General features: G+C 72.2%; 17 protein-coding genes and 1 riboswitch. Of the genes, 6 read left to right on the forward strand and 11 right to left on the reverse strand.

The features are described from left to right. The coding region (locus tag AB0O00_RS17010; RefSeq protein ID WP_363652494.1) for an AAA family ATPase at window positions 1-972 on the forward strand (972 nt) is incomplete at its 5' end. A 52-nt stretch (window positions 973-1,024) separates the two neighbouring features. Here AB0O00_RS17010 and AB0O00_RS17015 read toward each other — a convergent pair. The 10 genes from AB0O00_RS17015 to AB0O00_RS17060 form a co-directional block, all read right to left on the reverse strand. Next, window positions 1,025-2,020, reverse strand: coding sequence for an NAD-dependent epimerase/dehydratase family protein (locus AB0O00_RS17015; RefSeq protein WP_363652496.1), 996 nt, complete (start codon window positions 2,018-2,020; stop codon window positions 1,025-1,027). A gap of 112 nt (window positions 2,021-2,132) precedes the next feature. After that, complete coding sequence (locus AB0O00_RS17020) at window positions 2,133-3,179, reverse strand: hemolysin family protein (RefSeq protein WP_363652498.1); 1,047 nt, start codon at window positions 3,177-3,179, stop codon at window positions 2,133-2,135. After that, a complete protein-coding gene (locus AB0O00_RS17025; RefSeq protein ID WP_363652500.1) occupies window positions 3,176-4,519 on the reverse strand; it encodes a hemolysin family protein in 1,344 nt (447 codons plus the stop codon). Before AB0O00_RS17025 ends, AB0O00_RS17020 begins: the two co-directional genes overlap by 4 nt. A 253-nt stretch (window positions 4,520-4,772) precedes the next feature. Beyond that, window positions 4,773-5,240 (reverse strand): PH domain-containing protein, encoded by a 468-nt coding sequence (locus AB0O00_RS17030; protein ID WP_363652502.1) that lies wholly within the window; start codon window positions 5,238-5,240, stop codon window positions 4,773-4,775. A gap of 199 nt (window positions 5,241-5,439) precedes the next feature. Further along, a complete protein-coding gene (hisG, locus tag AB0O00_RS17035; RefSeq protein WP_363652504.1) occupies window positions 5,440-6,288 on the reverse strand; it encodes an ATP phosphoribosyltransferase in 849 nt (282 codons plus the stop codon). Window positions 6,289-6,335: 47 nt separating this feature from the next. Beyond that, window positions 6,336-6,608: a phosphoribosyl-ATP diphosphatase gene (locus AB0O00_RS17040; protein ID WP_097238956.1), complete on the reverse strand. Its 273-nt coding sequence runs from the start codon at window positions 6,606-6,608 to the stop codon at window positions 6,336-6,338. Between the two features lie 100 nt (window positions 6,609-6,708). Then, window positions 6,709-7,182, reverse strand: coding sequence for a 6,7-dimethyl-8-ribityllumazine synthase (ribH, locus tag AB0O00_RS17045; protein WP_363652506.1), 474 nt, complete (start codon window positions 7,180-7,182; stop codon window positions 6,709-6,711). An 85-nt stretch (window positions 7,183-7,267) separates the two neighbouring features. Continuing rightward, complete coding sequence (locus tag AB0O00_RS17050; RefSeq protein ID WP_363652508.1) at window positions 7,268-8,551, reverse strand: bifunctional 3,4-dihydroxy-2-butanone-4-phosphate synthase/GTP cyclohydrolase II; 1,284 nt, start codon at window positions 8,549-8,551, stop codon at window positions 7,268-7,270. Continuing rightward, window positions 8,548-9,135: a nicotinamide mononucleotide transporter family protein gene (locus AB0O00_RS17055; protein ID WP_363652520.1), complete on the reverse strand. Its 588-nt coding sequence runs from the start codon at window positions 9,133-9,135 to the stop codon at window positions 8,548-8,550. The genes AB0O00_RS17050 and AB0O00_RS17055 overlap by 4 nt, the downstream gene beginning before the upstream one ends. Before the next feature lie 56 nt (window positions 9,136-9,191). Further along, window positions 9,192-9,926: a riboflavin synthase gene (locus AB0O00_RS17060; protein ID WP_363652510.1), complete on the reverse strand. Its 735-nt coding sequence runs from the start codon at window positions 9,924-9,926 to the stop codon at window positions 9,192-9,194. A gap of 210 nt (window positions 9,927-10,136) precedes the next feature. Next, window positions 10,137-10,264: riboswitch (FMN riboswitch) on the reverse strand. A gap of 253 nt (window positions 10,265-10,517) precedes the next feature. On the opposite strand from AB0O00_RS17060, the gene AB0O00_RS17065 reads away from it, so the two are divergent. Continuing rightward, entirely contained in the window at window positions 10,518-10,763 is a 246-nt protein-coding gene (locus AB0O00_RS17065) for an SCO4226 family nickel-binding protein (protein ID WP_363652512.1), read from the forward strand. A 70-nt stretch (window positions 10,764-10,833) separates the two neighbouring features. Here AB0O00_RS17065 and AB0O00_RS17070 read toward each other — a convergent pair whose 3' ends face one another. Continuing rightward, a complete protein-coding gene (locus tag AB0O00_RS17070) occupies window positions 10,834-11,148 on the reverse strand; it encodes an antibiotic biosynthesis monooxygenase family protein (protein WP_363652514.1) in 315 nt (104 codons plus the stop codon). 128 nt (window positions 11,149-11,276) lie between these two features. Between AB0O00_RS17070 and AB0O00_RS17075 the strand changes: the two genes are divergently transcribed. From AB0O00_RS17075 to AB0O00_RS17090, 4 genes are all read left to right on the forward strand, one after another. Further along, window positions 11,277-11,972, forward strand: coding sequence for an MSMEG_1061 family FMN-dependent PPOX-type flavoprotein (locus AB0O00_RS17075; protein WP_363652516.1), 696 nt, complete (start codon window positions 11,277-11,279; stop codon window positions 11,970-11,972). Between the two features lie 139 nt (window positions 11,973-12,111). After that, window positions 12,112-12,525, forward strand: coding sequence for an HIT family protein (locus tag AB0O00_RS17080; RefSeq protein ID WP_363652518.1), 414 nt, complete (start codon window positions 12,112-12,114; stop codon window positions 12,523-12,525). Between the two features lie 207 nt (window positions 12,526-12,732). Then, entirely contained in the window at window positions 12,733-13,608 is an 876-nt protein-coding gene (locus tag AB0O00_RS17085) for a glycoside hydrolase family 19 protein (RefSeq protein WP_363652522.1), read from the forward strand. Window positions 13,609-13,780: 172 nt separating this feature from the next. Continuing rightward, on the forward strand, window positions 13,781-14,092 hold a 312-nt coding region (locus AB0O00_RS17090), incomplete at its 3' end, for a serine hydrolase (protein WP_363652519.1).

The following is a 14,092-nucleotide window of genomic DNA, read 5'->3' on the forward strand; positions in this document are numbered from 1 at the left end:
GGTTCGGCCGGGCCGGCCGGGCCCGTCATGCCGGTCGTGCCGGTCGTGCCGCTGCCGATCCGCGGCGAGGCGCTGCCCCGGACAGCCCCGGCCGCCGCCCCCCAACAGGCGGGCAGCGAGGGCGAGTTGGACGCAGCCCTGGCCGAACTCGCCATGATGGTGGGCCTGGAGCCGGTCAAGCGCCAAGTGCGCGCGCTGTCCGCCCAGTTGAGGATGGCCGGGCTCCGCGCCGAGCAGGGCCTGCCGGTCCAGCCGCCCAAGCGCCACTTCGTCTTCTCCGGCCCCTCCGGCACCGGCAAGACCACCGTCGCCCGGATCCTCGGGCGGGTCTTCCACGCCCTCGGCCTGCTCTCCGGCGACCACCTGGTCGAGGCCCAACGGGCCGACCTGGTCGGCGAGTTCCTCGGCCAGACCGCCGTGAAGGCGAACGAGCTGATCGACTCCGCGCTGGACGGCGTGCTCTTCATCGACGAGGCGTACAGCCTCTCCAACTCCGGCTACACCAAGGGCGACGCGTACGGCGACGAGGCGCTCCAGGTGCTCCTCAAGCGCGCCGAGGACAACCGCGACCGGCTGGTGGTGATCCTGGCCGGCTACCCCGAGGGCATGAACCGGCTGCTCGCCACCAACCCCGGCCTCAACTCCCGCTTCACCACCCGGGTCGACTTCCCCAGCTACCGCCCGGGCGAGCTGACCGCGATCGGCGCGGCGCTGGCCGGCCGGGACGGCGACGGCTGGGACGAGGACGCGGCCGAGGAGCTGGCCAGCATCTGCACCCACGTGGTGCGCGAGGGCTGGATCGACGAGCTGGGCAACGGCCGGTTCATCCGCACGCTCTACGAGAAGTCCTGCGCCTACCGGGACCTGCGGCTCTCGCAGCTGCGCGTACCGCCGGGCCGGGAGGACCTGGCGACGCTGCGGCTGCCGGACCTCGTCCAGGCGTACGGGGAGCTGATCGACGGCCGGGGCTGAGCCCGGCCGCCGTCCCCGCCGCGTTCGGCGTTCAGCGTTCGGCGTTCGGCGTTCAGCTCCCCAGGCTCCTGAGCAGTTCGGCCTCGCGCTCGGCGTCGAGCCACGCGAACGGCCGGTCGGCGCGCTGCGGGGCGTTGCCGCCGATCGAGCGCAGCCACGTCCAGGTGTCCCGGACGGTCTCGGCCACCGGGCGGCAGCGCAGGCCGTCGGCCACCGCGCGGTCGACGTTCGCGTCGTGCAGGTAGTCGTGCAGCTCGCCCGGCGGCACCCAGATCGGCAGCTCCGTCCACGGCTCGACGCCGGCGGCCACGATCGGCTCCGGGTCCGTCCAGCGCAGGTCCGCGTCGGAGCCGGTGGCCCGGACGCACTCCTCCAGGATCGTCCCGATGGTCGCGTGCCCGGCCGGGCTCACCAGGTTGTACGCGCCGCCGAGGCGGGCCGTGCCGGCGTCGAGCATCCAGGCGGCGAGGTCGCGGGCGTCGATGTACTGCAGCGGCAGGTCGCGCGGGCCGGGGGCCAGCACCGGGCCGCCCCGGGCGATCCGGTTGAGCCAGTGGGGCAGCCGGCCGATGTTCTCGTACGGGCCGAGGATCAGCCCGGCTCGGGCGTACACCGCGCGCCCGCCGAACTCCTCCTCCACGGCGAGCTCGGCGCCGCGCTTGGCCTCGGCGTACGGCACCTCCCCCGCCGCGTCCGGCACGGCCTCGACGACCGCGGCGGACTCGTCGGCCGCGGGCGGCTTCGGGTAGTCGTACACCGAACAGCTGGACACATACCCGTAGTGCCCGACACGGTCCTTGAGCAGCCGGGCGCTGGCGCGCACCGCCGCCGGGGCCCAGGACCAGGTGTCCACCACCGCGTCCCACTCCCCCGTCGCCAGGGCGTCGAGCCCGCCCTCGGCGGTGCGGTCCCCGCGCAGCACCGTCACGCCCTCGGGCGCGGGCTGCGTACCGCGGTTGAGGGCCGTCACCTCCCAGCCCCGGGCCAGCGCCTCCTCGGCGACGGCGCGTCCGACGAACTTCGTTCCACCCAGCAAGAGAAGCCTCATGCCGACCACCCTGCTCCTCGGGTGGCCGGCATGGGAACCGCTGAATGCTCTCGGCAGAATCGCCGACAGCGGACACGCCGGTGCGGCACCGGGCGCGATGGGCGGCGAAACGTTACGCCACGGAGCGGTGGTCCGGGTCGTGCATCTCGCCGACCAGCTCCTCCAGGACGTCCTCCAGCATGACCACGCCGAGCGTGCGCCCGTCCTGGTCGGTGACGGCCGCCAGGTGGCAGGCCGCCCGGCGCATCGCACCGAGCGCGTCGTCCAGCGGGAGGCCGCCGCGCAGCACCGTGATCGGGCGCCACAGGCGGGCCGGGACGGGCAGCGACGGGTCCTCCACGTCGAGGATGTCCTTGAGGTGGAGGTAGCCCAGGTAGCCGTGGCCGGCCGGGTCCCCGTCGGTGACCGGGAAGCGCGAGAAGCCGGTGCGCAGCGCCAGCTCCTCGACCTGCGCGGCGGTCACCTTGGTGTCCACGGTGACGAGCTGCTCGGGCTTCAGCAGGACGTCGGTGACCGGCCGGCGGCCCAGCTCCAGCGCGTCCTCCAGGCGCTCCTGGCGCTCCTCGTCGAGCAGGCCCGCGTCCCGGGAGTCGATCAGCAGGTACATCAGCTGCTCGGTGGTGAACACCGACTCGACCTCGTCCTTGGGCTCGACCCGGAACAGCCTCAGCACGCCGTTCGCGAAGGCGTTCAGGAAGCGGATCACCGGCGCCAGCCAGCGGGCCAGCCGGTCCAGCGGCGGGCCGAGCCACAGCGCGGCCTTCTCCGGGCCGGCCAGGGCCATGTTCTTCGGCACCATCTCGCCCATCACCATGTGCAGGAAGACCACGACGGCCAGCGAGATCCCGTACGACAGCGGGTGCATCAGGCCGGACGGGATCCCGACCGCGTGGAACGGGCCCTCCAGCAGGCTCGCGATCGTCGGCTCGGCCAGCGCACCGAGGCCCAGCGAGCAGACGGTGATGCCGAGTTGGGCGGCGGCCAGCATCGCGGAGACGTTGGACAGCGCGTGCAGCACCGTGCGGGCACGCTTGTGGCCCGCCTCGGCGAGCGGCTCGATCTGGCTGCGGCGCACCGAGATCACCGCGAACTCGGCGCCGACGAAGAACGCGTTGCCGAGCAACAGCAGGACGGCGACGGCCAGTTGGAGCGCGGTCATCGGGTCCCGTCCTCGTCGTCGGCGTACTCCGGGTGCGCGGTGCTGCGCTCCACCCGGACCTTGCTGGTGCGGTGCCGGTCGACCGCCTCCACGGTCAGCAGCCAGCCCGGCAGGTGGGCCTGCTCGCCCGGCTCGGGCAGCTTGCCGAGGAGGTCGGCGACCAGGCCGGCCAGCGTCTCGTACGGGCCCTCCGGGGCGTACAGGCCGATGGCCTCCAGCTGGTCGGTGCGGGCACGGCCGTCGGCCTCCCAGACCGGCCGGCCGTCCACCGGGGGCAGCGGGACCAGTTCGGGGGTGTCGGCCGGGTCGTGCTCGTCCTGCACCTCGCCGACGATCTCCTCGACGATGTCCTCGACCGTGACGACGCCGGCGGTGCCGCCGTACTCGTCGACCACGATCGCCATCGGCTGGAGCCGGCGCAGCTGGTCGAGCAGGCGCTCGGCGGGCAGCGTCTCGGGCACCAGGAGCGGCGGCGAGGCCAGGTCGGCGACCCGGGTCTGGCCGCGGTGGACGGCCGGGACGGCCAGCGCGTCCTTGAGCGTCACGATGCCGGTGACCTCGTCCAGGCTGTCGGCGTAGACCGGGAAGCGGGACAGGCCGGTGGCCCGGGTGAGGTTGACCACGTCGGAGGCGGTCGCGTCGCGCTGGAGGGCGGCGACGTCCACGCGCGGCGTCATCACCGACTCGGCGGTGAGGTCGCCGAGGCCGAGGGTGCGGACGAACAGCGTCGCCGACTCCTCGTCTATCGCACCGGCCTTGGCCGAGTGCCGGGCCAGCGAGACCAGTTCGGCCGGGGTGCGGGCGTGGTCCAGCTCCTCCTGCGGCTCGATGCCGAAGGCGCGGACCGTACGGTCGGCGGCCCCGTTCAGGAAGCGGATCAGCGGACGGCACCCGCGCGAGAACGCCATGTGCGGCGCGGCCACCGCGCGGGCCACCTGGAGCGGTCGCGAGATCGCCCAGTTCTTCGGGACCAGCTCGCCGATCACCATCTGCAGGACGGTCGCCATCAGCATGCCGAGGATCACGGCGGTGCCGTGCGCGGCGGCGTCGGGCAGGCCCACGGCGTCGAACACCGGGCTCAGCAGCGTGGACAGCGCCGGCTCGGCGAGCATGCCGACCACCAGCGACGTGACGGTGATGCCCAGCTGGGCGCCGGAGAGTTCGAAGGAGAGGTGCCGCAGGGCCCGCGCGACCCGGCCGGACTTGGCGTCGCCGGCGTCGGCGGCGCGCTCCACCGCCCCGCGCTCGACGGTCACGAAGGCGAACTCGGCGGCCACGAAAAGGCCGTTGGCGAGGATGAGCAGGACGGCCGCGAGCAACAGCAGCCAGGCCGTGATCACAGTGCCGCCTGCCTTCCGGGGGCCGGAAGTGAGGCGGCGCAGGTACTACCGGACGGATCGTCCATCGAGGGGGAGTGTCACTCCTCAGGTCGTATTCGGGTCAGGTCGTTTTCGGGCAGGGCGGCAACTTTGCCCCGCTTTTACCAGCGTAGACCATAGCCGTTTCGACCGTTGGGGGGAGCTTTCGGGTGCGGGTGTTGGGGTGTGGGGGTCCGGCTCGGGCGGCCTGGGCGGTCGGCTCTGGGCGGCCGGCTCAGGCGGCCTGGGCGTGGTGCTCGACGAGGTCGCGCAGGGCGCGGGCGTTTGCGATCGCCTGGGCCTTGCCGACGCCGGACTGGATGCCGACGGCGGCCAGCGAGGTGCCGTCGGAGAGGTCGAGGGTGGCCCACGGGTCGCCCTGGCGGAAGTTGACCCGGACGATCTCGGCCCAGGCCAGCCGGCGGCGGCGCACGAAGTTGACCACCGTCACGCCCTCGGCGTCGGCCGTCACCCGCGGGCGGGCCAGCATCAGGCCGACGCACGCGAACGCCACGCCGCTGCACACCATCATGATCCGGTCGTTGAGCTGCCAGCTCGCCGGGAGCACGAGCGCCATCGCGACGAACAGCACCACCAGCAGCGCGCAGACCGGCAGCAGCACGGCACGGGTGCGGCGCGGGGCCCAGGTGACGGGGTACTCGACGTACTCGGCGTGCTCGACATGCTCGACGGGCGTGGACACGGGGGGCTCCGGTGGGGTGGTTCGGTGGACGGCACGGTTCGGTGGACGGCACAGTTCGGCGCCGGACGGCCTGCTTCGGCGGCGGACGGCCTGCTTCGGCGGCGGACAGCGCGAGGGCGGGGACGCCGGTCGGCGTCCCCGCCCCATTCAACCCTTGCTTACCCGCGCGGCGGACCCGAGGTCCGCGGGACGCGCGAGGTCAGAGGCGGCAGGCGTGGATGTTGGTGACCAGAATGGCCCGGGCGCCGATGCCCCACAGGTCGTCCATGATCCGCTGGGCCTCCTTGCGGAGCACCATCGCGCGCACGGCCACCCAGCCCTCGGTGTGCAGCGGGGAGACGGTCGGCGACTCCAGGCCGGGGGTGAGGGCCACGGCGGCGCTCACGTTCTCGGCGCGGATGTCGTAGTCCATCAGCACGTAGCGGCGGGCCACCAGCACGCCCTGGAGGCGGCGCAGGAACTGCTCCACCCCCGGGTCCTCGCCGGCGCCCTTCGGGCGGATCACGACGGCGTCGGAGATCAGGATCGGATCGCCGAACACCTCCAGGCCGGCGTTGCGCAGGCTGGTGCCCGTCTCCACGACGTCGGCGATCACGTCGGCGACGCCCAGCTGCACCGCGGTCTCCACGGCACCGTCCAGCTTGGTGACCGTCGCCTTCACGCCGTGGTCGGCGAGGTGCTGCTCGACCAGGCCGGTGTAGGAGGTCGCGATGCGCAGGCCCTCCAGGCCCTTCACGTCCTCGACGGCGACGCCCTCGGGACGCGCGAAGCGGAACGTCGACCCGGCGAAGCCGAGCGCGAGCACCTCCTCGGCGTTGGAGTGCGAGTCCAGCAGCAGGTCGCGGCCGGTGATGCCGACGTCCAGGCGGCCGGAGCCGACGTAGACCGCGATGTCGCGCGGGCGGAGGAAGAAGAACTCGACCTCGTTGTTCGGGTCGACGAGAACAAGCTCCTTGGGGTCCTTCCGCTGGCGGTACCCGGCCTCATGGAGCATCTCCGCCGCGGGACCCGAGAGAGAACCCTTGTTGGGGACGGCGATGCGCAGCATGGGAGGTCGGTTCCTTACCTGTTGGGAGGGGTGCTGTGGGGAGCTGTTTAGAGGTACTTGTAGACGTCGTCGAGCGTCAGGCCACGGGCGATCATCATCACCTGAAGGTGGTAGAGGAGTTGCGAGATCTCCTCCGCCGTCTGCTCGTCCGACTGGAACTCGGCGGCCATCCAGACCTCGGCGGCCTCCTCGACGACCTTCTTGCCGATCGCATGGACGCCCTGCTGGACGAGCTGCGCGGTACGGGAGGACGAGGGGTCGCCGGTGGCGGCCTTCTGCTGGAGCTCGGCGAAGAGCTCCTCGAATGTCTTCGAAGCCATGATGGGGCCACCTTACGGCGTGCGGGCGGACGGACGGTAAACGGTCCCGGACCGTGGACAGTCCGGTGGACGTCCACGGTCCGGGACCGTACGGGCTTCGTCAGCGCGCGTCGCGCAGCGTCACCGCGGTCGCGACGGCGGCCGTGACGGCCTCGTGGCCCTTGTCCTCGGCGGAGCCGGGCAGGCCCGCGCGGTCGAGCGCCTGCTCCTCGTTGTCGCAGGTCAGCACGCCGAAGCCGACCGGCACGCCGGTGTCCACGCTGACCTGGGTGAGGCCGGCGGTGGCCGCCTGGCAGACGTAGTCGAAGTGCGGGGTGCCGCCGCGGATGACGACGCCGAGCGCGATCACGGCGTCGTAGCCGCGGTCGGCGAGGCGCTTGGCGGCCACCGGCAGCTCGAAGGTGCCGGGCACGCGCAGGACGGTGGGCTCGGCGATGCCCAGGTCCTTGAGCGCGCGGTGGGCGCCGTCCAGGAGGCCGTTCATCACCTGGTCGTGCCACTGGGCGGCGACGACCGCGACCTTGAGGTCGGCGGCGCCGTCGATGGTCAGCTCGGGAGCTCCGTGGCCGCTCATGTTCGCTACTTCCTGTTCGTCTTCGTCGTACGAGTGAGTGTGGGGTGTGGGGTGGGGCCGAGGTTGGGGCTGGGGCCGGGGGCGGTCAGGAGCCGAGGCCGGGCAGGTCGTGGCCCATCCGGTCGCGCTTGGTGCGCAGGTAGCGCAGGTTGTGCTCCCCCGGCGCGATCTCGACCAGCTCGCGCCCCTTGACCTTGAGGCCGTGCTCGGTGAGCGCGGTGAGCTTCTCGGGGTTGTTGGTGAGCAGCGTCAGCGAGCGCACGCCGAGGTCGACGAGCATCTGGGCGCCGATGCTGTAGTCGCGGGCGTCGGCCGGCAGACCGAGGTCGAGGTTGGCGTCGACGGTGTCCCGGCCCTGCTCCTGCAGCTCGTAGGCGCGCAGCTTGTGGGCCAGGCCGATCCCCCGGCCCTCGTGCCCGCGCAGGTAGAGGACGACGCCGCGGCCGGCCTCGGCGATCCGGCGCAGCGAGGCCTCCAGCTGCGGGCCGCAGTCGCAGCGCAGCGAGCCGAAGACGTCGCCGGTGAGGCACTCGGAGTGGACGCGCACCAGCACGTCCTCGCCCTCCGGCAGCCGCCCGTCCGGGCCGAGGCCGCCGGCCACCAGCGCGATGTGCTCGACGCCGTCGATGGTGCCCTTGTAGCCGACGGCGGTGAACTCGCCGTGGGCGGTGGGCAGGGCGGTGGTCGCGGCGGGGTCGACGTGCAGTTCGGTGCGGCGGCGGTAGGCGATCAGGTCCTCGATGGAGATGATCGCGAGGCCGTGCTCGCGGGCGAAGGCGACCAGCTCGGGCAGCCGGGCCATGCTGCCGTCGTCGTTGACCACCTCGGCGATCGCGCCGGCCGGCGCCAGCCCGGCGAGCCGGGCCAGGTCGACGGCGGCCTCGGTGTGGCCGGGGCGGACGAGCACGCCGCCCTCGACGGCGCGCAGCGGGAAGACGTGGCCGGGGCGGGTCAGGTCGCCGGGCTCGGTGCCGGGCGAGGACAGCAGGCGGACGGTGCGGGCGCGGTCGGCGGCGGAGATGCCGGTGTCGACCCCCTCGCGGGCGTCCACCGAGACGGTGTACGCGGTGCCCTTGCGGTCCTCGTTGACCTGCGTCATCGGCGGCAGCTTGAGCCGGTCCAGCTCGTCCCCGGTCATCGGGGCGCAGATCACGCCGGAGCTGTAGCGGATGGTGAAGGCCATCAGCTCGGGCGTGGCGGCGGAGGCGGCGAAGACGATGTCGCCCTCGTTCTCGCGGTCCTCGTCGTCGACCACGATCACGGCGCGGCCGAGGGCGATGTCGGCGATCGCCCGCTCGACCGGATCGAGGACGAACTCGTCTGCGTCGCCGACGTTCTGACGGGTCGTCATGCTGCTCTGGCGGCTCATGCGGTGACTCCCTGCGGGACGGTGGCGGACTGCGGACGCTGCTCACGGGTGCTCAGCCACCACGCGCGCAGGCCGAGCAGCACCAGGACGAAGTAGATCGAGTAGGTCAGGCCGGAGAAGGTGTAGCCGCTGTTGAACGCGAGCGGGACGCCGACCACGTCGACGGCGATCCAGGCGAACCAGAACTCCAGCCAGCCGCGCGCCTGGGCGACCATCGCGGCCAGCGTGCCGACGAAGATGTAGGCGTCCGACCAGGGGCTCCAGGAAAGGGTCGGATAGGTCTTGAACAGCAGCGCCAGGGCGACCGTCCCGGCGGCGGTGCCGGCCACCAGGGCCGCGCGCTCGGGCCAGGTGGCGAAGCGGACGGCGATCGTGCCGGTGTCCCGGCGGCCCCGCTGCCACTGCATCCAGCCCCAGGCGGCGGTGACGATGACGATCAGCTGCTTGCCGATCAGACCCGGGACGTGGCCGCCCAGGTAGGCGGCGATCAGCACGGCGCCGGACAGCAGCTGGACGGGCCAGCTCCACACGGAGCGGCGCCAGCCGAGCGCGAGTCCGGTCAGGCCGAACACGTTGCCGATCATGTCGGCCCACTTCACGTGCTCGCCGAGGACGGTGAAGGCTTCGGTGCTCAGCCAGCTCACTTGGATTCCCCCGTGGTCGTTTCGTTCGCGGTGTTCGTGTCGTCGGCGCCGGTCGGGCCGGTCGGGCCGGTCGGGCTAAGTAGGTTGGGGAGGTTCGGCAGGGTGCGGGATTCGAGCAGCCGCTCCACGTACTTGGCGAGCACGTCCACCTCCAGGTTGACGCTCGCGCCGACGGTCTTCGCGCCGAGCGTGGTCAGCGCGAGGGTGGCGGGGATCAGGCTGACGGTGAAGCTGTCGCGGGCCGCCTCGACCACGGTGAGGCTCACGCCGTCGACGGTGATCGAGCCCTTCTCCACCAGGTAGCGGGAGATGCTCTCCGGCAGGCTGAACCGCAGGACCTCCCACCGGAGTTCGCCGGCCGCGTCGCGCTCGCCGGGCTCGCGGCCCAGCAGCGTGCCGGTCGCGTCCACGTGCCCCTGGACGAGGTGGCCGCCGAGCCGGTCACCGAGCGCCATCGCGCGCTCCAGGTTGACCGGCGAGCCCGGCTTGAGCTCCCCCAGGCTGGACCGGTGCAGCGTCTCCGCCATCACGTCGGCACTGAACTCGCCGGTGCCGGCCGCCAGTTGCTCGGGGGTGTCGACCACGGTCAGGCACACGCCGTTGACCGCGATCGAGTCGCCGTGACGCGCACCGGAACAGACCACCGGGCCGCGCAGGCGGATACGCGAGGAGTCGCCGATCTCCTCGATCGACACGACCTCGCCGAGCTCTTCGATGATGCCGGTGAACACCCGGGTTCTCCTCGCGCTTGGGGCGCGGACTCCGGGGCGGCAGAGGGAGATGACACGGACGGGCACCGGTGTGCGGAGCCGATGGCACACCCGTCTCCGGGGTACCGCCGACGCCGGGAGATCGCTCGCCCGGCACGGAAGCGCGTGCGCTCCCGCCGTCCACCTTCCCGTGGACCACCGGGGGTCCACGAGTACTGCTCTTCGTCCGCCCGCGCACGCCTCCCATCCGGACTTTAACCGTCGGTCCAGGAATTTCACCTGGTCAACCGGCCGCTGGCTGCGGACGGGTCGCGGACTGTAACCGCCGGTTCGGATTTTCACCGACCCCGGAGTGCGCTGAACGTCACTGCTGTTGCGGTCATTGTGCCACGGCCCGCGCAAGGCCAGGGAGAGGGTTTCGCTGTGGGCTGTTTCACGCGGAGGCGGGGAATGCGCGGCGCGGTGGAGGTCGCGTCGCGATGGAGGTCGCGTCGCGAGGGGGGCGGCCGGCCGTGCGGTGGTGGCGGACGGGATGGGGGCGCAGGCTGGTGATTGGGGGTGTTCACGGAAGGTGAGGAAGCTCCGGGGTCCGGAGCTGCGGAGGCGAGAACGATGAAGTTCATGGACGTCCACCACGGGATGGCCGGGATCACCGGAGAACAGCTCAAGGCGGCCCACGAGGCCGACATGGCGGTCCAGGGCGACGAGGGCGTGCAGTTCGAGCGCGCGTGGGCCGACCCCGAATCGGGCACGGTGTACTGCCTCTCCGACGCGCCGTCCAAGGAGGCCGTGCAGCGGGTCCACACGCGCACAGGCCACCCGGCGGACGAGATCCACCCGGTGCCGCTGAGCGTCTGAAGCCGTCGGCGCGACTGCCTATGGGTAGCGGGCTGTGGCCCGGCCGTCCGCAACGGGGCTGCGGCCGGCCTCAGAGTGCGGCGGGTGCGGCGATCGGCATGAAGTGCGTGACCACCGGCGGGTGCGCGAGGTAGCTCAGCTCGCCCTCGGACCAGACCGGCCGGATCCGCCACATCGGCCCGGCGTACCCGCGCAGCGCCTCCTCGTCGCGCCACCGGCTGACCACGAGCACCCGGTGCCCGTCCTCGGTCACCGAGCGCAGCAGCTCGCCGCCCAGGCAGCCGTCGGTGCTGCCGAGCTGCGGGATCACCTTCGTCGTGAGCAACGTGCAGAATTCCTCGACGCGCCCGGCCATGACCTGCCCGGCCCAGATCCTGACGATCACGACCACCACCTCCCGTGGAAGTCCCTGGCCCCATTATCAGCGGAATCGGCGGAAAAGCGCTGGTGAGGAGGGGTGGGAGCGGATCCGTCCCGGCAGCTGCCTTGACGTGCTCGGCTAGATTCGCCGGTATGACCAGCACTTCGGAAACTTCGCTTCCGTCAGCCGCCGTGCAGGACGGGCCGCACGGCCTCTTCGCCGCGCTCGACGCCGGTGCCCTGCGCACCCCCGAGCAGCTCCGCGAGGTCTACGAGCAGCCCAGTGATCGTGCACGCTTCAAGCAGGTGGACCGGTTGCACGACGTCGCGCGGCAGCTGATCGCCTGCTCGTCGATGGTCTTCGTGGCCAGCTGCGACGCCGAGGGCCGCTGCGACGTCTCGCCCCGCGGCGGGCCGGCCGGGCTCGTCTCGGTGCTCGACGAGTACACCCTGGCCATACCGGACGCCACCGGCAACAAGCGGCTGGACACCCTGCACAACATCCTGGAGAACGGCCGGGTCGGGCTGCTCTTCGTCGTCCCCGGGCGGGACACCACCCTGCGGGTCAACGGGCGGGCCTGCGTGTCCACCGACCCGGAGCTGCTGCGGCAGCTGACGGCCGTGGGCAAGCCGCCGCGCAGCGCGATCGTCGTGGCCGTCGAGGAGGTGTACGCGCACTGCCCAAAGTCCTTCATGCGGGGCTCGGCGTGGAAGCCGGAGAACTGGCTCGCCAAGGACGCGCAGCCTAGTTCGGCGGAGGTCACGCTCTCGCACCTGCGGGACGACGCGCTGACCATCGCGATGATCGAGCAGGACGAGCGGGACGCGTTGATGTACCGGTACGAGTAGGGGTTCCGGGGGGTTCGGGGGGTTCCGGGGGGTTCGGGGGGTTCGGGGAGTTCGGGGGGGTTCGGGGGCCGGGGTCTGCGCCGGACTCCGCCTGCGTGGTGAACGTGACGGCGTTCTCGGCGGCGGCTTGAATGGGCGGATGGACTGCATCTTCTGTGCGGTCGTCGCCGGCACCGAACCCGCGCACCGGGTGCTGGACGACGAGGCGGCGGTGGCCTTCCTGGACCGCCGGCCGCTCTTCCCCGGCCACGTCCTCGTCGTCCCGCGCGCCCACCACGGCACCCTGGCCGACCTGCCGGCGGCCGACGTCGGCCCGTTCTTCCTGCGGGTCCAGCGGGTCGCGGCCGCGATGGAGAGCGGGCTGGGCGCGGCCGGGAGCTTCGTCGCGGCGAACAACCGGATCAGCCAGTCGGTGCCGCACCTGCACGTCCACGTGGTGCCGCGCAATCCGAAGGACGGGCTGCGCGGCTTCTTCTGGCCTCGCGGGAAGTACCCGGACGAGGCCGGGGCGGCCGAGATCGCGGCACGTCTGCGGGCGGCGCTGGAGCCGTAGGGCGCCGCAGCGCCTCCGGATTTCGTGAGCGTCTTGGCTCCGGACGCTGTAGAGCGCCTTGGCTCCGGACTTTGTAAGTGCCTTTGACCAAACCCCTTGACAGGTATAGACCATAGCGGTTCAGTCGTCATCACCCCCACAACTGCCCCCCACTGCAACGAGGGTGATGACGTGTCGATCAAACGCGTGTTAGCGCTGCTCTCCGCCATGGCGACGGCGCTCGCCGTCCTCCTGCTCTTCCCCGCCGGCGCCGGCGCGGCCACCTGCGGCACGCCGTGGAGCTCCTCCGCCGTGTACACCGGAGGAGCCTCCGTCTCGTACAACGGGCACAACTGGACCGCCAAGTGGTGGACCCAGAACGAGCGCCCCAGCACCGGCGGCTCCGGCGTCTGGTCCGACCAAGGCCCCTGCGGCGGCTCCGGCGACCCGTCGCCCAACCCGACCCCCACCCAGCCCGGTCCGGGCGGATTCCCGGTCAGCCAGGCCCAGTTCGAGCAGATGTTCCCGAACCGGAACCCCTTCTACACCTACCAGGGCCTCCTCGACGCGCTCCCCGCCTACCCCGGCTTCACCACCACCGGCAGCGACACCGTCCGCCGGCAGGAGGCCGCCGCCTTCCTCGCCAACGTCAGCCACGAGACCGGCGCGCTCGTCTATGTCGTCGAGCAGAACACCGCCAACTACCCGCACTACTGCGACGCTTCGCAGCCGTACAGGTGCCCGGCGGGGCAGGCCGCGTACTACGGGCGCGGGCCGATCCAGCTCAGCTGGAACTTCAACTACAAGGCCGCCGGGGACTCGCTGGGCATCGACCTGCTCGACAACCCAGGTCTCGTGGAGACTGATCCGGCCGTCGCCTGGAAGACCGGCCTCTGGTACTGGAACACCCAGAACGGGCCCGGCACCATGACCGCGCACGACGCGATGGTCAACGGGGCCGGCTTCGGCGAGACGATCCGCAGCATCAACGGCACGCTGGAGTGCAACGGCAACAACCCGGCCCAGATGCAGCACCGGGTCAGCCTGTACCAGGGCTTCGCGCAGCTCCTCGGCGTCGATCCGGGGGCGAACCTGACCTGCTGACCGGCTGCCCTGTCGGGCTGGGAGTACGCCTTCCTGCGTTCGGGAGTACGCCTCGCTGCGTTCGTACCTTGCCGGGCGCAGCGGGGCGTACTCCTGCGGGCGCAGGAGGGGGCAGTGGAGATCACCATGAGGGCTGACGAATCGGCAGGTGGGCGGGCCTAGGCTCACAGTCATGAACGAACTCGCCTGCCTCGTCCAGCGGACCGCCGACCGGCTCGCGGGCCAGCACGTCGGCGCGGTGGTCGCCGGGCTGGCCGGCGGCGCCGTGGAGATCCACGGTGCCGGGCGCACCGGTCCGGGCGGCAGCGCGCCCGGGCCGCGCACGCTGTTCGAAATCGGTTCCGTCACCAAGGTGTTCACCTCGCTCGTGCTCGCCCGGCTGGTGCTCGACGGCGCTACCGCGCTGGACGAACCGGTCGCCGCGCTGCTCCCCGGCGGCAGCGCGCTCCCCGCCCGGGGCGGGCGGGAGATCACCCTCCAGCAC

The organism is Kitasatospora sp. NPDC093558, from assembly GCF_040683475.1.
Classification (GTDB): domain Bacteria; phylum Actinomycetota; class Actinomycetes; order Streptomycetales; family Streptomycetaceae; genus Kitasatospora.